This is a genomic window from Mucilaginibacter sp. CAU 1740 (assembly GCF_039839285.1).
Lineage (GTDB): Bacteria > Bacteroidota > Bacteroidia > Sphingobacteriales > Sphingobacteriaceae > Mucilaginibacter.
Map to the genome: position 1 here is coordinate 79117 of NZ_JBDOQS010000019.1, position 21441 is coordinate 100557.

Annotated in this window: 19 protein-coding genes; 13 read left to right on the plus strand and 6 right to left on the minus strand. The window is 43.1% G+C overall.

The features are described from left to right. The first annotated feature begins 16 nt into the window (after nucleotides 1-16). On the plus strand, nucleotides 17-949 hold the full coding sequence (locus AAFN85_RS30025) for a bestrophin family ion channel (RefSeq protein WP_347531663.1): 933 nt from the start codon (nucleotides 17-19) through the stop codon (nucleotides 947-949). A gap of 114 nt (nucleotides 950-1063) precedes the next feature. On the opposite strand, the gene AAFN85_RS30030 is transcribed toward AAFN85_RS30025, so the two are convergent. After that, a complete protein-coding gene (locus AAFN85_RS30030; RefSeq protein ID WP_347531664.1) occupies nucleotides 1064-1267 on the minus strand; it encodes a DNA-directed RNA polymerase subunit alpha C-terminal domain-containing protein in 204 nt (67 codons plus the stop codon). Between the two features lie 133 nt (nucleotides 1268-1400). Between AAFN85_RS30030 and AAFN85_RS30035 the strand changes: the two genes are divergently transcribed. Then, entirely contained in the window at nucleotides 1401-1775 is a 375-nt protein-coding gene (locus AAFN85_RS30035) for a hypothetical protein (protein ID WP_347531665.1), read from the plus strand. A gap of 16 nt (nucleotides 1776-1791) precedes the next feature. On the opposite strand, the gene AAFN85_RS30040 is transcribed toward AAFN85_RS30035, so the two are convergent. Next, on the minus strand, nucleotides 1792-2883 hold the full coding sequence (locus tag AAFN85_RS30040) for an acyltransferase (protein WP_347531666.1): 1092 nt from the start codon (nucleotides 2881-2883) through the stop codon (nucleotides 1792-1794). Between the two features lie 88 nt (nucleotides 2884-2971). Next, nucleotides 2972-5056, minus strand: coding sequence for a beta-galactosidase (locus AAFN85_RS30045; RefSeq protein WP_347531667.1), 2085 nt, complete (start codon nucleotides 5054-5056; stop codon nucleotides 2972-2974). A gap of 169 nt (nucleotides 5057-5225) precedes the next feature. On the opposite strand from AAFN85_RS30045, the gene AAFN85_RS30050 reads away from it, so the two are divergent. The 7 genes from AAFN85_RS30050 to AAFN85_RS30080 all read left to right on the plus strand — a co-directional run bounded on the left by AAFN85_RS30050 (nucleotide 5226) and on the right by AAFN85_RS30080 (nucleotide 11788). Next, nucleotides 5226-5702: a hypothetical protein gene (locus tag AAFN85_RS30050; protein WP_347531668.1), complete on the plus strand. Its 477-nt coding sequence runs from the start codon at nucleotides 5226-5228 to the stop codon at nucleotides 5700-5702. 73 nt (nucleotides 5703-5775) lie between these two features. After that, nucleotides 5776-7533, plus strand: coding sequence for a discoidin domain-containing protein (locus AAFN85_RS30055; protein ID WP_347531669.1), 1758 nt, complete (start codon nucleotides 5776-5778; stop codon nucleotides 7531-7533). A gap of 219 nt (nucleotides 7534-7752) precedes the next feature. After that, the gene (locus AAFN85_RS30060) at nucleotides 7753-8256 is read left to right on the plus strand and encodes a hypothetical protein (RefSeq protein WP_347531670.1); all 504 of its coding nucleotides are present in this window, start codon (nucleotides 7753-7755) and stop codon (nucleotides 8254-8256) included. 51 nt (nucleotides 8257-8307) lie between these two features. Further along, on the plus strand, nucleotides 8308-9261 hold the full coding sequence (locus AAFN85_RS30065; RefSeq protein WP_347531671.1) for an acetyl-CoA carboxylase carboxyltransferase subunit alpha: 954 nt from the start codon (nucleotides 8308-8310) through the stop codon (nucleotides 9259-9261). A gap of 299 nt (nucleotides 9262-9560) precedes the next feature. After that, nucleotides 9561-10127, plus strand: a complete 567-nt coding sequence (locus tag AAFN85_RS30070; protein ID WP_347531672.1) for a pentapeptide repeat-containing protein — start codon at nucleotides 9561-9563, stop codon at nucleotides 10125-10127. Between the two features lie 180 nt (nucleotides 10128-10307). Next, on the plus strand, nucleotides 10308-11033 hold the full coding sequence (locus AAFN85_RS30075; protein ID WP_347531673.1) for a M23 family metallopeptidase: 726 nt from the start codon (nucleotides 10308-10310) through the stop codon (nucleotides 11031-11033). After that, nucleotides 11030-11788, plus strand: a complete 759-nt coding sequence (locus AAFN85_RS30080; RefSeq protein ID WP_347531674.1) for a DUF4846 domain-containing protein — start codon at nucleotides 11030-11032, stop codon at nucleotides 11786-11788. The genes AAFN85_RS30075 and AAFN85_RS30080 overlap by 4 nt, the downstream gene beginning before the upstream one ends. Nucleotides 11789-11911: 123 nt before the next feature. Here the strand turns inward: AAFN85_RS30080 and AAFN85_RS30085 are convergent, their stop codons facing one another. Continuing rightward, nucleotides 11912-12931 (minus strand): aldo/keto reductase, encoded by a 1020-nt coding sequence (locus tag AAFN85_RS30085; RefSeq protein WP_347531675.1) that lies wholly within the window; start codon nucleotides 12929-12931, stop codon nucleotides 11912-11914. A 140-nt stretch (nucleotides 12932-13071) separates the two neighbouring features. On the opposite strand from AAFN85_RS30085, the gene AAFN85_RS30090 reads away from it, so the two are divergent. Together AAFN85_RS30090 and AAFN85_RS30095 are read left to right on the plus strand one after the other, a co-directional pair. Beyond that, nucleotides 13072-13398, plus strand: a complete 327-nt coding sequence (locus AAFN85_RS30090) for a hypothetical protein (protein ID WP_347531676.1) — start codon at nucleotides 13072-13074, stop codon at nucleotides 13396-13398. Nucleotides 13399-13773: 375 nt separating this feature from the next. Next, nucleotides 13774-15384: a mechanosensitive ion channel family protein gene (locus AAFN85_RS30095; RefSeq protein WP_347531677.1), complete on the plus strand. Its 1611-nt coding sequence runs from the start codon at nucleotides 13774-13776 to the stop codon at nucleotides 15382-15384. Nucleotides 15385-15587: 203 nt separating this feature from the next. On the opposite strand, the gene AAFN85_RS30100 is transcribed toward AAFN85_RS30095, so the two are convergent. Next, nucleotides 15588-16568 (minus strand): acyl-ACP desaturase, encoded by a 981-nt coding sequence (locus tag AAFN85_RS30100; protein WP_347531678.1) that lies wholly within the window; start codon nucleotides 16566-16568, stop codon nucleotides 15588-15590. Between the two features lie 59 nt (nucleotides 16569-16627). After that, nucleotides 16628-17707 (minus strand): cellulase family glycosylhydrolase, encoded by a 1080-nt coding sequence (locus AAFN85_RS30105; RefSeq protein WP_347531679.1) that lies wholly within the window; start codon nucleotides 17705-17707, stop codon nucleotides 16628-16630. A 107-nt stretch (nucleotides 17708-17814) separates the two neighbouring features. Here AAFN85_RS30105 and AAFN85_RS30110 point away from each other — a divergent pair, with 107 nt between their 5' ends. Further along, nucleotides 17815-19161 (plus strand): ATP-binding protein, encoded by a 1347-nt coding sequence (locus AAFN85_RS30110; RefSeq protein ID WP_347531680.1) that lies wholly within the window; start codon nucleotides 17815-17817, stop codon nucleotides 19159-19161. A 13-nt stretch (nucleotides 19162-19174) separates the two neighbouring features. Then, the gene (locus tag AAFN85_RS30115) at nucleotides 19175-21265 is read left to right on the plus strand and encodes a cellulose biosynthesis cyclic di-GMP-binding regulatory protein BcsB (RefSeq protein WP_347531681.1); all 2091 of its coding nucleotides are present in this window, start codon (nucleotides 19175-19177) and stop codon (nucleotides 21263-21265) included. The last annotated feature ends 176 nt before the right edge of the window (nucleotides 21266-21441 follow it).

Genomic DNA, 21441 nt, shown 5'->3' on the forward strand with positions numbered 1-21441 from the left:
ATTAAACAATAGTAATATGCTATTAAAAGAGAATATCCCGGTAAAATATATGGTGGGAAAAATTAAGGGCGAGCTTTTACTGGTTGCCGGGTATGCAGTAATGATAGCTTTGTTCCATAAGTTTCTTCCCGATTACAGGATCTCGATCCCTATCGCTGTTCCGGCTATATTGGCTACTATCATATCGCTGCTACTGGCCTTCCGTTCAAACCAGGCGTATGACCGTTGGTGGGAAGCCCGCAGCATTTGGGGAGCTATCGTTAACGATTCGCGCTCATTAACCCGCGAACTCACCACCTTTTTAGATGGCGATCACGCCGCCTGCGAAGAAATAGAAGGTTTTAAAAAACGCTTTGTTCACCGCCAGATAGCCTGGTGCTACAGCCTGAGCCAATCGCTCCGCAAACATGATCCTTATGCCCGAACAGAGAAGCTATTGGTTGATGAAGAAGTAAAATTTACACACCGCTTCACCAACGTACCCAACAGTTTATTAAAACTACACGGCCTCGACCTGAAACTGGCTTACAAAAATGGCTGGCTTAACGATTACCAACAGGTACAGATTGATGGCACGCTAACCCGCCTGTGCGATGCCATGGGCAAATGCGAGCGGATCAAGAACACCGTTTTCCCGGTAACGTATAGCTTGTACATCCATTTTTGCCTGTACCTGTTCATCGCACTGCTGCCATTCGGGCTGATCGAGTATTTCGGCATGTTCGAAGTACCGCTGATCGTAGCTATAGCCGCAGCCTTTTTACTGGTTGAAAAAATGGCCATCCACCTGCAGGACCCCTTTGAAAACAAACCTACCGATACTCCAACAACTGCCATTTCGCAAACTATTGAGCGCGATTTGAAACAGATGTTAAACGATACTCATGAGGGTGAGCGGGCAACAGCCCATACTGTTGCCAACAAAGCTGATGTATATTATATACTGTAAGCTTTTTTAAACCTGTGCGGGAAGGCACAGGTTTTTTCCTGAATTTGTTTTAATCTATATATTGGTTTATGCGTCTGTTGTGAAACAGGCGCATTTTTTTTGTCACCAACGCAATTACCCCGCAAAAGCCAATCCCCCTTGCTCCAAAGCCACCCTCAGTATCGGCAACGAGGACTTCCCCATGCCATGCAGTTTTAAAATTTCCTTTTCGGTAAACTTCGATAATTGTTGCAATGTGGTAATACCGGCGTTGGCCAACGCCCTTTGCGCCGGATTGCCAAGTTTACCGAATGGGTAGGCAGTATCTTTATTCTCCATAATGCTGATTTTTAAGGTTATCAAATTTACTACACCAAAGCATTTACCATGAGGTGCATTCGCGACTATTTGCAGTTGAAAATCACCAGTGGCATGGCTATTGCATCAATCAATGAACATCAATACCATCACCATGAAAACATTAAAAATAAAACTCGCCATATTGTTTTTGGGATTAACACTTGGAGCTGTATCACCATCAATGGCCCAATCTTCAAAAGATACCTCATCAACCACCAAAGCTAATGGTGCGGGTGCAGGAAACGGAGCAAGCCAGGGCGCACCGGGTTCGGCCACGGTGTCGGGAACAGGTACCGGCACGCTACAGGATAGCACAAAAACAAGTGTGCCTGCCGGTGATGCCGGTGTGAAGCAAATAACAGATCAAAAAGCGGTTAACCCAACATCAGTAAGCGGTTACTGGATTTTGGGTGTATTTGGTTTGGTTGGCCTGGTTGCTATTATAGTTTTACGCAGAAGCAAACATGCTAATGAGCATAACAGCTAAGGTTCTATAGTTCTGTTTATTTATTTTCGCGTTTTTTAATGATCCGGTAGCCTAACCGTTGCCCGGGAAGTTCAATTAAATGATGCAAAATGGTAGATAGCAGAGCACTTAACACCATTACCAGTAAAAACCGGATAACGAAGTTAAATACCGCAACCGTTGAGCTTTGCCCTGCCAGGTAATTGACAAGGTTAAACTTGTTTAACCAATAAAATACCGCGAAGTGCGTAAGGTAAACGCTATAACTTATTTTACCCATATACGCCGTAAAGCGGTTCACGATAATTTTGTATTCGCGTTTACTTAAAGCTATAGCCAATACAAAAAAGGCTATTGTGAAAGCAACATGCTCGGGTATTACCGGCACCAAAGCCAAATGCACCAGTAAAACTATAGCGGTGATCAATACCAGGCAGGGATTTAACGTAAGTTTATAATTATCCTTTATTACAAAATAAAATAGGATGCCCAAAGCAAATACCGGCAACTGTGATGGAAAATAGTAATAGAGGTACAGGTACCATAAAGCATCATTATGAATGGGGTGCATTTTATGAAACACCATATCCAGCGCCAAACGGATAGCCAGGCTTATAAAAAAGAATATCGCGGCCTGCTGTGTATTCTTTATCCGATAAAATAAAAATGGGATGAAAAGATAAAACACCATCTCCACCGCTACCGACCATCCACCCGGAACAATACTATTGATCCACGATGGTTTAAAACCCTGAACAAAGAAGAAATTAGAAACGATATTGGCTGTGGTTACTTTTCCGTCATCCCCCAACCAAAAACCATCGCCAGTACCAATTTGCCACAGGTAATAAATTACCGCCAGATAAAACATAGGTGCTATCCTGAAAAAACGGCGGATAAAAAAATTGCCGGTAAAGTGCTTTTCCTTTTCATACCGGGCATTTACCGATAGAAAAAGCGTGAATGCGCTGATGAAGAAAAACAATTGCACCCCATAAATGCCCTTATTTACAAACGCGGCAAACAGGGCAGGTAAATGTGCATTATCACCAAAATGATAAGTATGCACAACCAATACCGCCAAAACCGCAAGTCCGCGTAAAGCATCAATATATTTTAGTTTCAGCATGCTGCTTTGTGATATTTCCTTTTAGGTGCCCTAAGGCAAACAAATGTAAAAGATAATATCACATAAAGCAGTTTGCGTTAAGATAATACTAATTCACCTCGATGATCTTAATACCCCATGGCTCCAGTTTTACACTGCTGCCCTTGCTGATGCTTTGTCCCGATAAAAGTTCTTTTCCATTGCCATAAGGATAGGTGATACTGCTTTCATTAGCCGAGTAGTTAAAATAGTAGTGAACAGTTTTACCACCTTGGTTAACACCTTGTTTGGTAATTAAAGGCCAGGCCAATTGCTGATCATCTCCCCATAAACCTACCGATTTTACCTCATCAGCAATTAACTTATCAGTAACCGCACTGGTGGTAATTGCACCTATATAAGTTGCTACACCTTTACCGTAATTGTTTTGGGTGATGGCCGCGTACTTGCCCCAAACCGGGTGATCATAATAAGCCAGCACTTTGGCGGTGGTTGGAGTGATGAGCTCCATCCAGGTGTTGAGCTTTTTGTCTTCGGGTTTCAGGTTCCGGTTATCCAGTTTTAGCGAGGCGTTACTGGGTTCGGTGAACTGGCTGTAGTAAATCCCGCAGGCCTCGTTGATAATGCCGGGCTGATGGGTAGCGCGCACTTTTACATTTTCATCTGCGAAACCGCTTTTAAAGGTATAGATGATATGGCCGCCATTTTTAACGTAAGTGTTGAGGCGTTGCAGCAGGCTATCCGGTGCGGCATATAATAATGGTACTATCATCAGTTTATAATCCTCGATGTTTTTGCTTGTGGGGTCAACAAAGTCGCAGCCTACGTTCATGTGGTACAGGCCGTCGTAAAATTGGCGCAGCACATCGTTATAGCCGGTACGCACGCCCCAACCAAAGCCAAATGCTTTGAAACCACTTAGGGCCTCATTGCTGAAAAGGATGGCTACATCGTTTTTCTTTTTCAGGTTGATGAGTTTAGCGCTTAGCCTGTCGAAATCTTTGCCGATGGTTTTGGCTTCGTCGTAAACCGGGTTAGGTTCAAAATCGTGGCTTAACAAACCTTTCCAATACGTTTCGGCCGAGTTATGGATGGAGTGCCATGGCCAGTAACTCACCATATTTGCGCCTGATGCCAGGTGACTAAAGGCCTGCAACCTTAATTGGCCCGGAAACGGCGTCCATTGCGGGAAGCCTTGCGCTTCGGTTTCGATAGTGAGATAGTTTTTGCCGCCCTTCATCGATCGGGCAACATCTCCACCAAACGAGATCTCCACACCGGTAAGTTTATCCTGGCTGGGATGATAAATATCGATACCTGCTATATCCAAAGCTTTGGCTGCCGCGAAGTGGTCAACATCTGGTTGGATCCCGAACGAGAAGCCATGCCATTCCAGATCGAAATTTTGGGTAATGAACTGGTTAGGGCGTTTGTATTCCCGCACTATGGCCGCCTGCCAACTCAGAAAATCGGTAACTAACTGCCTCTGAAACTTAGCAAACTCGGCCGCAAGGCTACCGTTTATGGTGCCGATCATCGACGGAAAATCGTCCCAGTTGTTGATCCGATTGCTCCAGTAATCGAGGCCGAAAATGTGGTTAATATTATCGAGCGTTTTGTACTTAGCCTTCATGTAATTTACAAACAACGCCTGTACATTTGGCCCGGCGGTATTGTAAGCCTTGGTTTCGTTATCAACCTGGTAACCTAGCACAGCTGGGTTATCCTTTACATGCTCCATGATCTTGCGGATCACCCGTTCTGCGTAAAAGCGGTAATCTTTATTGCTGATATCCATGTTTTGGCGCGCGCCGTATTGGTTTTGGCCCGATGGGGTAATGGCCAGTATTTCGGGGTGTTTCTTCACCATCCAGGTAGGTACGGCGTAGGTTGGGGTACCGATGATCACATGGATGCCCGCTTTTTGCATGGCATTCAGCACCCTGTCAATATGCTTAAAATCAAAAACACCATCCTGCGGCTCTTCTGTGCTCCAGGTCGATTCGGCTATGCGAACCACATTGATGCCGCAGGCTTTCATCATTTGCACATCTTTATCCAGACGCTCATAGGGCATATACTCGTCATAGTAGGCTACACCGTAAAGCAGCTTATCCATTTTGGGGTATTGAGCTAAAGCAGGCAATGCGAAAAGTAACTGCACAACAAGCAGCAACAGGTAAATCTTTTTCATAAAAAGGCTAATTTCAGGCTAAATGGCTTACGCTGATGAAAGTACAAATTAATTGTGTTTTTAACACACAATAATAAATTATTTTGTTTGTGAAACAGATGTAGTAGTACATACCATTTTTATTGCGGTACAAAAACAGATATTAGCATTGTGTTATTATAGCTAAAACATGGAAATAGAATATTTAAACCAGCTCAATAAATATCCTTCAGTAACCAGAGCAAGAGGTTATGTAAAATATCTTAAACCCATAGCTATGGATGAAATCATTAGTTTGGAAAAGACATATAATGGAGGCAATCCATTTCCCAAAGCTTTGAGGGAGTTGTTATATATAGCAGGTGAATATTGTTATGTGTTAGCTTACTATAAAAACAACCAGGCAAAAATGCAGGAAATAGCGAGGGAAGATTTGGCTGATTATGAATTAAGCATATCGAGGCCTTTTTATGTGGTAGATGTTTATAATGCGCATGACCAGTTCCTGTTCGTATACTTAGACGAAGGGAAAGACGATCCGACTTTGTATGAAGCAGTATTTGGAGGAGACGCCGCCAGAGGATGGATTCATACACTAAATACAACATTGGCTCAATTTATAAATTCAGGGCTTGTAGATTACCTAAATGGCGAAAACCCATTTTAATGATTTTGCATTTTTTGAAATTAAATTATTCAGACTGCTGCTATATTACCTATATAACCGTTTATAACCTGTTATGAAAACAACCCTCCGCTACCTGTTGGTACTGATATTTTGCTGTAGCTTGTTTAGCGCCATTGCGCAAACCAAGCGCCTCACCTATTGCAACCCACTCAACCTCGATTATGGTTACACCCCTTTCGAGACCTTTGCAAGCTGGGGAAAGCACCGCGCTACGGCCGACCCAACCATGACTTTGTTTAAAGGCAAATACTACCTTTTCTCTACCAACCAATTCGGCTATTGGTGGAGCGATGATATGCTGAACTGGAACTTTGTTTATCGCAAGTTTGTCCGCCCCTATAATGAAGTAAAAGGCGATGAACTTTGCGCCCCCGCTACGTTGGTTTTGGGCGACACCCTGCTGGTGATCGGATCAACCTATAATAAAGATTTTACCCTATGGATGAGCACCAACCCAACGCGCGACGATTGGAAAGCCGCCAAAGACTATTTTAAAGTAGGTGCCTGGGACCCCGGTATGTTTGCCGATGATGACGGTCGGGTGTACATCTATCACGGATCAAGCAATACCCTCCCATTATACGGACAGGAAATTGACCGCCACACCTTCGAACCCATCGGCCCCAAAAAGGAAATGGTAAAACTCAACCCCGAAGAGCACGGCTGGGAACGTTTCGGCGAGCATAACGATAATGTTTTCCTGCTGCCTTTTATTGAAGGTTCGTGGATGAACAAGTATAAAGGCAAATACTACCTGCAATTCGGCGCCCCGGGTACCGAGCAAAGCGGCTACGGCGATGGCGTTTTTGTGGGCGATAAACCGCTGGGGCCGTTCACCTATCAAAAGCATAACCCATTCTCGTACAAACCGGGCGGCTTTGCCAAAGGTGCCGGCCATGGGGCAACCTGGGCCGATAAATATGGCAACTACTGGCACATCAGCACCATGGGCATCTCGGTAAAAAACAATTTTGAGCGCCGCATAGGTTTCTGGCCGGCGGGTTTTGATAAAGATGGTGTTCTGTACAGCAATACCGCCTACGGCGATTATCCGCATTATTTATCTAACGGACCAGAAGATCACCTAAAAAGCAACTTCACTGGCTGGATGCTCCTCAACTATAATAAACCAGTAGAAGTTTCGTCAACCCTCGGTGCATATGCAGCCAATAACGCCGTCGACGAGGATATCAAAACCTACTGGAGCGCCAAAACCGCCAACAAAGGCGAGTGGCTAAAAACCGACCTCGGCGAGGTAAGTACCATCAACGCCATCCAAATAAACTATGCCGACCAGGATGCCGGCTTTATGGGGAAATCGCAGGGCGTTTATCATCAGTATATAGTTTACTCATCGCTTAACGGCAAAACATGGAAACCATTGATTGACAAAAACAACAACAACAAAGATGTTCCGCATGATTATGTTGAACTGAAAACACCGGCAAAAGCACGCTATATAAAAATGGTAAACCTGCATATGCCCACCGGCAAGTTCGCGCTATCAGGTTTAAGGGTATTTGGAAAAGGCGGTGGTGCAAGGCCGGATACTGTTCAAAACCTAATAGTACTGCGTGGTGATAGCGAACGCCGTAACTCATGGCTTAAATGGAAACCTAATGATAATGCCATAGGGTACACCATTTATTTTGGCATAGCACCCGATAAGTTGTACAGCAGCATGATGGTTTATGGCCGCAATGAGTACTATTTTAATGGGATGGATAAAAGTTTGCCGTACTATTTCCAGATTGAGGCTTTTAATGAAAATGGGATCTCGGCAAGGACTAAGGTTGTGAAGGTGGAATAGCACCTGTATTTACTCACCCCGACACCGCTACGCTTGTCACCCCTCTCTATGCTGCGCATAAAGAGGGGATTTTTTATTTATTTTTATTTTTCCTACCCTCTTTAACCAAAGGTTAGAGAGGGTGATCCAGCGAAGCATAGATCGGGTGAGTAGATTGTGCGCCATACAAGATTACTTTACATTTGGCGTTTCTTATCTTTAAGGAACAAAACTACACCTATGCTAAAAACACTATCTACCCTCATCATAACCCTGTTTTTATTCACCGCTGCCAAAGCACAGCAACAACCTGATAGCACACTCAAAAAATCCCCCATAAAAACAATAACCGATAAACAGTACACTTTACTAATAACCGGCGAGTATTTATTTGATGATATTAACCAGGCGGCCCTGCTTAACCATTACCCCATGCCGGGCGATGCCCTGAAATTTAAAAAAGAGCTTAGTCTTAGCCCTAATCAGGTTACTAAACTCACCCCTATAGCTACCGAACTGCACCGCAAACGCGTTGAAATGGGCAATTTTATTGTCACCAACGAAACCACTTTAGATAAACTGCTAAAAAAAGGCACCGATAACGGCAGCATTATTTTTTATGCTAACCGCTCGGGATTGTACTATGGCGAGCTTAGGAATGCCATTTTGCAGGCTTGTGTAAGCACCGGGAACCTGCTCTCGCCGGGGCAGGTGAGTAAACTGGAAACACTGATAAACCATTAATTGACAATATCCCGTTAGATTTGCTTAATTTAGCGCCTCCAAATTTAATGTATGAAGATTTCATTTGATTTTGAAAAGCCACTGGCTGAACTACAGCAGCAAATTGAAAAGGTAAAACAGGTTGAGGAAAAAAATAAACTCGACATGTCGGCCACCGTTGCCGAACTTGAAGGCAAGCTGGAAGAAGCCAAAAAAGATATATACAGCAACCTTACCGGTTGGCAAAAAGTTCAAATTTCCCGTCACCCCGAAAGGCCTTACACCCTGCAATACATCGAACTGATGTGCGATGATTTTATTGAACTGCATGGCGACCGTACCGTAGGCGATGATAAAGCCATCATTGGCGGTTTCGGTACTTTGAATGGCCAAACCGTAATGTTTATCGGTCACCAAAAAGGCCGTAACACTAAGGAACGCCAGTACCGCAACTTCGGTATGGCTAACCCCGAAGGTTACCGCAAAGCTTTAAGGCTGATGAAAATGGCCGAGAAATTTAACAAGCCTGTTGTTACCCTGATCGATACTCCAGGAGCATTCCCAGGCTTAGAAGCCGAAGAACGTGGACAAGGCGAAGCTATTGCCCGCAACTTATTAGAGATGGCTGTATTGAAAGTACCGGTTATCTGTGTTATCATAGGCGAAGGTGCATCGGGCGGTGCATTGGGTATTGGTATTGGCGATAAAGTGATGATGCTGGATAACTCATGGTATTCGGTGATCTCGCCCGAAAACTGTTCAACCATCCTTTGGAAAACCTGGGAAAATAAAGAACGCGCTGCCGAAGTATTGAAATTAACCTCGACAGAAATGTTAAAAAACAAACTGATTGACGGCGTAATTAAAGAACCACTTGGTGGTGCCCACCAGGATCCGGTTGCAATGGCCAGCATCCTGAAAAAACAATTACTAAAAGATCTAAAAACCCTTTCGGAGAAAAACATCGACGAGCTTGTTGCCGAGCGTATCGACAAGTTCTGCTCGATGGGTGTGGTTAACGAATAATCAGATTTTTTGATTTAGATATTGAAAGAGCTGCCTGCAAGGGCGGCTTTTTTTGTTTGATGGCAAGGCTGCGATATAGTAAGATTTTTAATTACCTCCTTCGGGAGGGGTGTGATGGAATAGTGTTGTGGCATGGAGGGGTTTATGCGCACAACATATTCGTTATGCACGACGCACAAACCCCTCCCTACACCCTCCCAGGGGAGGGAATCGCACTATCCCCGCTCTTTTATTTTCCCGAACGGTCATAGTGCCACCAGAGCAACGAGTTTATTGCAAATTAAATTTAGATTTGCCGTATGCCATCTGCCTACTACGAAGACCAAACTTTTACCAAACTCAGCGCCCGCGAGCTTGGCCCCGGCAATTACGAAAACTGCAAGTTCATCAACTGCGATTTGGCCAACGCCCACCTTTACGGCTTTACTTTTGTTGATTGCCTGTTTGATACCTGCAACCTGCTCCTTGCCGATGTTAGCAGTACCGGCTTGCAAAACATCCGGTTTAAACATAGCAAACTGAGCGGTGTAAACTTTGGCAAAGCCGCCGATTTTTTGTTCGAAGTGCATTTTGAGGATTGTATTTTGGATAATGCCGTTTTCTACAAAAAGAAAAACAAAAAGGCCGTATTTACAGATTGTTCCATGATGGAAACTGATTTTACCGAGGCTGATCTGAGTGATTGCAAATTCAATAACTGTAATCTTAAAAATGCTTTCTTTAGCCGTACGGTACTTAAAAATGCTGATCTGAGTTCGTCGTATAATTTTATTATTGATCCGGATGATAATGTGATCAAAAAAGCAAAGTTCTCGCTGCATGGCCTGCCGGGCTTGCTTGCTAAATATGATATCCGGATAGGATAATATTTTGGCTGCTATTTAGTTAATATCAAATGCAAGCCAGGTACCTGACTTATTAAAAAACAATCGTCATTGCGAGGTACGAAGCAATCGCCCGGAAGCAAATCCGCTCTGTATAGTTCGCGATTGCTTCGTACCTCGCAATGACGACATTTCTATACTTCTTAACCTGAACATAAACCTATGCAAAAAATACTCCTGCTTTTTTCGTTTCTCCTGATTTCAACCGTTGCTTTAGCTCAATCAGATACTTCCATATTTACCAAATTCAACAATTTCAATAACAGCGTTTTAAATGGCGGGATAAAAAAAGCCGAAGCAAAAAAGCAGTTTGAAGATATAATGAGCTATATCAATTCGAAAGAGATGGTACGCAGCGAAGTAGTTATGAACAAGGGACAATGGATATTCCCTTTAAAAGGTTATAAAAGCAGCGCCATAGGCGGAAGTCATGGCAACGGCTATTTTGATAAGGGCTACAAATTTTTAGATGGCAACAAGCACGGTGCCCACCCAGCCCACGATATTTTTATAAACGATCGTAACCAGGATTGTATTGACGACCATACCCAAAAACCGGTGGATGTGCTCGCAGTAGATGAAGGTTGGGTTATTGCCTGTACCAATCAATGGGAGGCTACCAGTAATATGCGTGGCGGAAAATTTATCTGGATCTATCACCCGGCAAGTAAAGTGTTCACCTATTACGCCCACAACAACCAGATTTTTGTAAAACCCGGCGATCACGTAAAACAAGGCCAGAAAATTGCAGAAGTAGGCCGTACCGGTTACAACGCTTACAAAAAGCGTTCACCAACACACCTGCACTTCTCCGAGTTTAAACTGGTGGATGGCGTTCCTGTTCCTTTTAACCCTTATCAACAATTACTTAAAGCCAAAACCTTATGAAAGCCCTGATCACCTGCCTGCTATTATTTTTACATATTAATGCTCCTGCACCCGATAATGTATTGAAGCGATTTGCTGTACCGCAGGGCTATCACCGTGTAGCATCCGCTCCGGGTAGTTTCGGCGCATGGCTACAGGAACTACCGCTTAAACCAACAGGTACGCCAACCAAAACCTACAAAGGTGATATTGCCCGAACAGATGTTTACACCGCCGCCGTTATTGATATGAGCGTTGGTAACCAGGATTTGCAACAATGTGCCGATGCCGTGATGCGCCTGCGTGGTGAATACCTTTATCAACAGAAAAAATACAGTGAAATAAGCTTCAACTTTACCAGTGGCTTTAAATGCGATTATGAGCATTACGCCAAAGGTTACCGTTATAAAAACGATCATTGGGTATTAAAAGCCAAACCCGACTATTCGTACCCAACATTTTTAAACTACATGAACCTGGTGTTCAGCTATGCAGGTACGCTATCCTTACAAAAAGAACTAAAAACAGTTACCAACCCCGCCGAGGTTAAAGCGGGCGATGTGTTTATCCACGGAGGATCGCCTGGGCATTGTTTTATTGTGCTTGATGTGGTGGAGAACGCAGCCCACCAAAAGCAATTTTTACTGGCTCAGAGTTTTATGCCGGCACAAAATATCCAGGTGTTGAAATACGATTCGCCCTGGTTTGCTATGGATAAGCATAGCGGGATACTTTATGGGGAATTGATCAGCAAGGATTATTTGAAGCGGTTTTGATTTTAGCCTTGTATCCCCACAACGTCATTGCGAGGCACGAAGCAATCCCCGACTTACAGAGCGGCCCTGTATAGTTCGCGATTGCTTCGTGCCTCGCAATGACGTGGCTGAGAGTAATTGAAGTTACCTTTTTTCCACCCTATCATAAAACCCGCCGAAACTATTCAACTTCACAGCATCTTCATTGAAAAAATCGCCGGGGAAGCCTAATTCAATAGCACTCACCTCGTTTAGTTTTTGAATATGTTCGGCGCTTAGTTTGGTATCTACGGCTTTCAGGTTATCGTTTAGCTGCTCCAACTTGGTGGCGCCTACAATAGGGATACAGCTTAGGTCTCGGTCCATCATCCATTGCAGGGCAACGTGGCTTTCTGATACGCCTAATTCGGCTGCTATTTCGACTACTGCTTCAGTTATTTTGATGGCGCGATCGTTTCGGCGGTTGCTCTCGGGTTTTACCCTGCCTTGTTCTCCACGGAGGTATTTGCCGGTTAGTGCGCCTCCTGCTAATGGGGCCCATGGGGTTACCGTCATGCCGTAGTGTTTGGCCATCGGCAGTAATTCACGCTCGGCAGTGCGGGCCAGCAGGCTGTATTCAACCTGTAAGGCTATGAACTGGCTCCAGCCCATCAGCTCGGCAAGGGTATTGCCCTTTGATACTACCCAGGCGGGGGTATCGCTGATGGCGGCATAATTTACTTTACCTTGCCTAATCAGGTCGTCCAATCCACGCAGCACCTCATCAATAGGCGTAATATTATCCCATATGTGCAGGTACAGCACATCAATAAAATCAGTTTTTAAGCGTTTCAGGCTTTCTTCAACGCTGCGCATCATGTTTTTGCGGTTATTGCCCGATGCGTTGGGGTTGGTAGTATTATCTTTCAGGGTGTATTTGGTGGCCAACACAAAATAATCCCGATCATTGTTACTTAGGTATTCGCCGATGATCTTTTCGCTGGTTCCCAACTTATACACGTTGGCCGTATCTATAAAATTGCCGCCTGCATTGGCAAAGGCATCCATGATGGAAAAGCTGCCTTCTTTATCTGCTCCCCAGCCTGCTTCGGTACCAAAGCCCATAGCGCCAAGGCATAGTTCAGAAACTTTAAGGCCCGATCGACCTAATAATTTGTAGTTCATATGTGGTGATGTTATTTTATCTATAAAGCTATGCAGCTGTGCCGTTTCGCTTGTAATTATCAAAAGCAGCAATACGTCCGTTATCAAACAATCCCGTTAGCTGCTTTGTACTATTTAATACATTGCTAATATACCAAATTATGAAAATCATCACCCTCCATACCACTACCGATCTGAGTCAGCTTTACCTGTTATTGCAGGAAAAACTAAACCCATTGTTTCATGAGCAACGCCAAAGCGATATTAATTTCCAGGTTAAGCTAAACGGCGAAGCTATCGAGATCTCGCAACCTGAACTTTATGACGGCGCGCTTTTCAGCATTGCTATTAATGGGGATGAACTTTGGATAACCCGTAATGAACATTATGTAGATGATGTAAACTCGCTTACTATCGAATCGATATTGAATGATCTGTTTGCTGATGCTTCGGGGAATTTAGGAACGGATCTGGTGCAGGAGGGGTAAAAGCTGAAGGTTTAATGCGGAAAGGCGAAAGACTCGCAACAATATAGTTTAGCTTATGGTCGGCTTTCAGAAGAAATAAAAAGCGGGGGGGAGTGTGCAATTCCCTCCCTTGGGAGGGTGTAGGGAGGGGTTTTACGCCCTGCAAAACAACTATGCAAGACGTATAAACCCCTCCCTGCCACTGCACAATCCAACCGCACCCCTCCCGAGGGAGGGAATTAAAAAATCTTCCGAACAGCTATGGTAAAAAAACCAACCACGGGCTGAACGACGTGTTGAGTATTCTTTGCGACTTGGCGCCTTTGCGTGCTTATAAAACCTCAACCTAACGTATTTTAAAAGAAATATGTTAGCTTTATTATAAAACCTCGTCCTATGCCTAAAATATACTACCTGCTTTTATTATTTATATTTTCTGCATTTACCTTAAAAGCGCAATTACCTGCGGGCGTAAAAGGCGAGCCGGTGGTGGTCAATCGCGATACCCTGTTTAAATTCTATGCACCCCAAGGCTTATTTGATCCTAAAGAGCGTGCCGGAATAGTTACCAAACGCATCGAAGCGTTAATGAGCCGGATAGATTTTAACCCGGATTCACTCACGCTTAAAAACGACACATCGATCTCAATAATAACCTATAACGGGCAGATGATAATGGGTGTTAACAACATCGACGCATCCTACTCCGAACTGACCAGACCTCAGCTTGCTGCCAGTTATCTATCCATATTAAAAAACAAACTGGGCAATATTTTTGAAAACAACAGCCTTAAACAGTTAACCATTAACGTACTCGAAGCAACCGCGGTAATAGTACTGCTTCTTTTGCTCATCTATATTATCAACAGGATTTTTAGATGGATCAAGCTCAGGGTATTATTAAATTGGGAAAGTCGCATCGGCAGGCATGCTGCTAAGGGTGCACCGGCTGCTTATGCATCAAGGTTGCTTCCGTTTATTAGCGGTTTGGTTAATGTTGGCAGGTTGCTTATTATACTGCTGTTGGTTTATCTGGCCTTGCCGTTATTGTTTTATATATTTCCGTCATCACAGCCTATTGCCACGCAACTGATAGGGTTTGTTGTCCGTCCGCTAAAAGGTATCGTACTTGCGGCCATACATTTTATACCTAACCTGCTTACCATAACGGTTATTTATTTGGTTACCCGGTATATTGTAAAGCTGGTGAAATTTATAGCCAACGAGATCAGCAACGGAGGCATCACGCTAAACGGTTTTTATCCTGAATGGGCTATCCCTACCTACAATATAATCCGCGTGCTGATGTATGCTTTTATGTTTATTGTGATTTTTCCTTATTTGCCGGGTTCACAATCGAAGGTATTTCAGGGCGTTACTGTATTTATAGGTGTATTGTTTTCATTGGGATCATCGTCGGCAATCTCAAACCTTGTATCGGGTATTGTGCTTACCTATATGCGCCCCTTCAAAATTGGGGATAGGATAAAAGTTGGGGATATTATGGGCGATGTGATTGAGAAAAACCTGCTGGTAACCCGTGTACGTACCATTAAAAATGAGGATATCACCGTACCTAACGCCACTATTTTAAGTGGTGCTACCATCAATTATACATCATCGGCAAAAACATTAGGTTTGATATTAAACACCAGCGTTACCATTGGTTATGATGCGGCCTGGCAAACTGTATATGGGCTGCTGATCAGCGCCGCCGAAGCTACTGAAGGCATTTTACCCGAGCCTAAACCCTTTGTGCTGCAAACAGCTCTTAATGATTTTAACGTAAGCTACCAGATAAACGCCTATACCGATCATCCTGCTAAAATGGCTGTTATTTATTCGCAGTTGTACCAAAACATACAGGATAAGTTTAATGAAGCTGGGGTTGAGATCATGTCGCCGCATTTTACTGCTGTGCGTGATGGTAACCAGATCCAACTTCCTGAAAATTATATTGCGGAAGAGTATAAAAAGCCGGGGTTTAAGATTGAGAAGGAAGATTAGGGAATCTGAAATTATTGAAGCAGATAGCCTCGCTTAAAGAAGGAGACACCTACGGAGTCAGGAATCCCCTTACATTTTTGCTATAAACACGGTACTCCTACGGAGTGTTACTGAGCATTTTCAGCACTCCGTAGGAGTATCGTGTTTATAGTATTGTTTTTTAAAGCTTAAAGGCTCCGTAGGTGCCTCCTATATTAAAGCAGTTACCCGTTAATCCAGGTAAACTTGTATTCCAGCATTGGGTTTTTCATGCGTTCTGCTACGCGTAATAAACGGTTTGGCAGGTTCATTATATAGTCGCGGGCTTTTTCGCCGGCTTCGTCAAGGCCGGTTACGCTTTCTATGTGCCAGTCTTCAATTAATTCTTTCAGGATATCAACATAGTCGATAGCGGTGTAGATGCCTAAACGTTGTGCTGCATCGGTAAAGTGACCAAAAGTTTGGCCTACCTTTAAACCAACCTCGCGCAGGAAGTGCGCAGGCATTACAATCTTTTTGCGCATCATATCCTCAAAAGCTATCATGGCTTCGCTCGGATCTACCTCAAATATTTTTTCGATAAAGTATTTGTAAGCTTTAGCGTGGCGTGCCTCATCAGATGCGATAACGCCGCACATTTTTGATAGCAGCGTATCACCATATTTTTTGGCCTGCGATGCTACACGGCGGTGTGATACGTTGGTTGCCAACTCCTGGAAGGAAGTGTAAATAAAGTTACGGTAAGGATCATGACCGGTACCGATATCAAAGCCATCGGCAATAAGGTACTGGGTGGAGATCTCCATCATGCGCATATTAACACGGCCTGATAGATAAAGGTATTTGTTAAGCAGATCGCCGTGACGGTTTTCTTCGCCGGTCCAATGTCGGGTCCAGCGCATCCAGCCACCTTCTTCATTATCTGATACACCTTGTACCATGGTTAACCACGACTCGTAAGTAGGCAAAGCCTCTTCGGTAATGGTATCGCCAATTAATACAGCAATCAGATCATAAGATAAACCTGCCGCGCTTTCCTGCAGTTCTTTGATCTCGCTAAAAAATGAATCTCTTGAAGAATCAGGCAAAAAATCAGAAGGCTGCCAGATAGTATCAATGGGCTTTAAATACTCATTGATCTTTTCTAACATGAACTTCTCAATGTGCACCATTACTTCTCTGCGCTTTTCAACAAAAAATTCCATAAAACAGGTATGTTAATCCGCAAAGGTAACATTATTTGTAACAATAATGTTTACCATTTTCAGGGCTTATTACTAATTGCGTCCCTCATACACGATGACAGCGTTTGCATCGTTGGTTTACCATTAAATAACGAAAAAGTACCGTTATAATCCCAAAGCATGCCGGGAATATCCAGCCGCTTCAAAGCCTTCCTCACGGCCTTGATATAACGGCAGCGGCTATCCAGATCGGCGTACTTATTATATACCCCGTACTCGCCGCAAATTATGGGTACATCGTACTTTAGGGCCCAGTTTTTTACTATCTGCAATTTATCATTTATTGATTGCTCGTTACCATCGCGCGGGTACATGCGGTAGTTACTTTCTCCGGGGGTGTTTTTTGCCTTTGGGTTAAGTATAGGAAAATTTTCCGCATTATAAGGAAATGATACCCCGGTGGTAGCAACCTGATCGCCTACCCACGCGGCACCCTGGTGGGTAAAAAAGAAAGGTTCGTAGTAGTGAAAGGTGTAAATAATGTTATCATCTGCCAGTCTTTCAAACCTGCTGAGCTCATAAATGCTGTTATAGTTTGATGCGCCCACAATTAGCGTGCGCTGCTTATCAACTTTGCGAATTGCGGTGACAATATTGTATGCGGCATCTTTCCACACTTTGGGGTTAATATGGGGCGGTTCGTTGTAGATCTCGAAAAACAGGTTATCGCGACTTGCATTTTTATACCTTTTAGTTAATTTTAGCCACAAATTGATGATTTGAGGTGTTTCAGTAAGATAATTATTATCGCTTAACTGGCCGTAATGATAGTCTATTACCAATTTAAACCCGTAGGTATCACACAGCTTAATTACATTATCTATATAGGTAAATAGTTGCGCCTGGGTAATTTTTGAACTGAAGGAGGTGAAAGCAACCGGCAACCTGATGCTTTTAAAGCCAAGTTTTTTAAGCAAAATAAAGTCGGCTTTGGTTGGGGCGTTTTTGGCGAGGCTGTCTTCATTCCAGGTTTGTTCGAGCCAGGAAATGCTGATACCGTTGTTTAAACTTTTGGCACGTGCAAAAGCAAGCAGCCTTGCTGATTGGGTAATTGGACTACTTTTTGCAAACGAGTTTATTACTATTAGGAATATTGACAACAAACCTATTTGAACTATCGTATAACGAATATTTTTGTTAACCAATATTTTAACTGATTTAATCAACAACGGCCTTAATTTTTAATTACAATTCAAGATAACGAATAATGTTTGTTCAAATTACTAACGAAGAATTAATTAAAGAGACCGCAAAAAAAGCGTGGTATCAAACTAACAATATAATCTGGACAATTATATTCCTCTATCCCCTGTTTAGTATTGTTGATTTTATCTATCTAAATAACTACTGGATCCAGTTTTTCCTCATCCGCGTTATAACTATTTTGATAATTTACGGGCTTTTCAGCTTTTTTCAGCATAAAAAATTCAGTTACCGCATATTGCTGCACATCAGCTTCTTTATGCTCTCCACCACATCGGCTGTACTTTGTAATATTGTAAACATCCAGTTTTTAACCGTTTACTTTTTGCTGTTTGCCACTATTATTTTGTTTTTTAACCTACAGGTTTTTTGGGAGCCATTAAACTCTATTATCCAAACATTGATGGCACTTTTGCTGCTGGCTATTTTCTTTAACCAGTTAAGCGAGTACAATCTTGATTTGGTATTGAGCAATGGCGGGCAGGTGTTTTTTATCATCGCGGCTATTTCGTGTTTAATCCCTGGTGCCAGGTATAAAGTGATCCAGCGCGAGGTGAAATCGCAGATCATGATCGAAAAATCTAACGAGCAATTGAAGGTTCAAAATCAGGATATCAACGAAAAAAATAACCTTATTGATATGCAGTACGAGCAGCTGCGTAAACTGGATAGCCAGAAAAACAGCTTTATCAATATTGCAGGTCACGATTTAAAAAACCTCATCGGCTCGATAGTGATGAGTAATAATATGATCAAGGAAGAGGATTTTCGCCTCAGTACCGATCAGAAAGAGTTTGTAGGCTATATCTCCGAATCGGCCGAGAAAATGCAGTATATGCTTAACCGCCTGATGGATGTTAAGGAGATCGAATCGCCGGAGATGAAGTTTAACAACGAGATATTTGATATCAACGTTGAGGTTAACCACGTATTTAAAGGCCTGTATGAAACCGCCCAGATGAAAAACATCCACCTGGTTGATAACATTTTGAAACTGCCTTTAAACGTACGTTTGGATAAAGTATTTACAGGCCAGGTATTCCAAAACCTGTTATCGAACGCTATTAAGTTTTCGCAAACCAATAACAGCATCAGGGTAGTAACCAGCTTACAACGCCAGAAATTTGTTTTCGAGATCATTGATGAGGGGATAGCCATCGGTCAGCAAGAGTTGGATATGATGTTTAACAAGCTTAAAACCCTTAATGATACCCATGGTGTTACCGAAAGCCGTTTAGGTTTGGGTTTATCGATAGCTAAACTAATGACGCAGGAAATGGGCGGCGAGCTTAGCTACCGCAGCGACGACAATGGCAATTATTTCAGAGTTGAATTTTACGTAATAAATTAACATTTATAAATCAATGAATAAGTTTTTTACCTTATTAGCCTTTATCTTCCTATTCAGCACAGCTTCATGGGGCCAGGGTAACACTATCGCGTCCTTCAAATCGTACGGGCACGAAGATGATGTGATTTACGGCATGAGCGGGGCCACTTCATTTTATTTTAAGATCACCCCTTTAACCGAAATGAATGGCAGCAAGCTGGTTCTGTATTTTGAACCATCGCAGGCTATAATGAAATCACGTTCATACATTAACCTGGTTATTAATAACAAACCGGCGTATAGCATGCAGTTAGGGCCCGATTCGATCCAGAAGATCACCCTAAACCTTAGCCGTGCCGATTTAAGCGCCGATAAGTTTTTAAAGATCCAGATCAAAACGTTACTGACCATTACTGATGATCAGTGCCGCGATCTGGATAACCCTGCCATGTGGTTAAAGGTTAAAAACTATTCATACCTATCATTGGTAAAAAGCAACAAAAACTTTTTTGATAACGTAAATATTAGCAACTGCTTCGATTCGAAAAAAGCAATTGTATATCCATCAAACCCTACCCTGCACGATTTAAAGGCCGTTGCATGGGCTTATTCAAGGTTAAAAAAGACTCAAACACGTGATATTGTAGTTTACGAAGAAAGTAAACTACCAGATACCGTACGTAACTACATCCGCGTAGGTAACGCAGGTACATTATCTGCCGAGCAACATGATGCCGTAAAAGTTGCCCCTCAAGCTGGTCAGGGCCTTTTTTATCTGCATAAATCAATCAGCACCATTACAGATTCTATTGTTCATATGGTAGAGGTTAAAGGTCAGCTGGTACCGGTTAAATCTGTAACATCAGAGCAAGCCCCTAAAGAGGTATTGTACATTACCGGTGGCGATGATACCGGTTACGAGCGTGCTATTACCGCTTTAGGTAACATGAACGTATTGAACTCAACCTACGGCGATTACCTGTTAATTAACGAGGCTCAAAATACCTTCTTCAAAACTATCGACGAGAACCGCTCAAAACTATCGCTTAAACAAATTGGCGGTGTTAGCGATTTCTTATCAGGTATCGGCTCATTAAAAAGCGCTTACAGCTTTAAAAACAGCGACTTTAGCTTTACCCCTAAAGAGGTGGAGATCCGCTTTATTGCCAACTACAGCGCTTTGCAGCCTGGCGACCGCGGTTTCTTCAATATCTACCTTAATGGTTTATTGATCAGCAGCGAAAAACTGGATGCATCAGGCAAACTGAACAGCTCTATCACTATTAACCGCTATCAGCACCATAAATACAACACGCTGGAGGCCGAATTTAGGTTTTACCCTATTACCGGTAACTGTAAAAACAGCTTCACCAACTTTTTTGCCGAGGTTGACGTTGATAAATCATACCTCGAATCAAAAAACCCTTTCATCACCAGCGACCTAAGCTTCTACCAATATCCTGAAGCATTTAACAGCGGTACCACCCGTATAGTAGTGAGCGAAAAATACGCTAAGTATGCCGCTGCTGCCATGGGCGAGATCATTTATGAGTTGAACAACAACATCAACGCCAACAACTTCCCTGAGTTTGTTTACTCTAAAGATGTTGATCCGACTAACGATTTGAAAAAATACAACATCATAGCCCTGTTATCAAAAGATGATAAACTGCTTGATGAGTTTCCGGATGCGCCTATTAAGTTTAACCGCGATTTCAGGTTGTATAATACCGATAATAACAAACCGGTTTACTCCCTGTCGGATACCGTATCTAACGGTTTAGCACAGATCTTTTACGGTAGAAGTAACAACGCTACCCTGGTGCTAACCGCCACCGGCGAGCATGTTGCCGAAGCATTCCTTGCTGCATCGCGTTCTATTACCGAGCAGTTATCAACCCTGTCAAGCAACGTTTGTATCTCGGATGTTAACTCCAACAAATACCTGTTCAACATCAACAAATCCAGCGAAAACCTGGAGTATATCGATACCAAAAGCGGTTTAACCCGTTTCTGGGATAGCTATAACCTGTACATTTTGCTGGGTATCCTGATCCTGATCCTGCTTTCGTTCCTGTACGTACGCTCGAAAGTTCAAAAATCGCAGGAACTGTTTAACGATTAGCCTCACCCTACCCTCTCCAGAGGAGACTTTGGCCTCACCCTGCCCTCTCCAAAGGAGAGGGTTCTAAAAAATCAGGAAGCTTAATTCCCCTCCTTTGCAGAGGAATTAGGTGAGGCTCTTTGCAAAGGAGAGTGTTTTTAAAATAATGAAGCCAATTCCTCTTCTTTGGAGAGGAT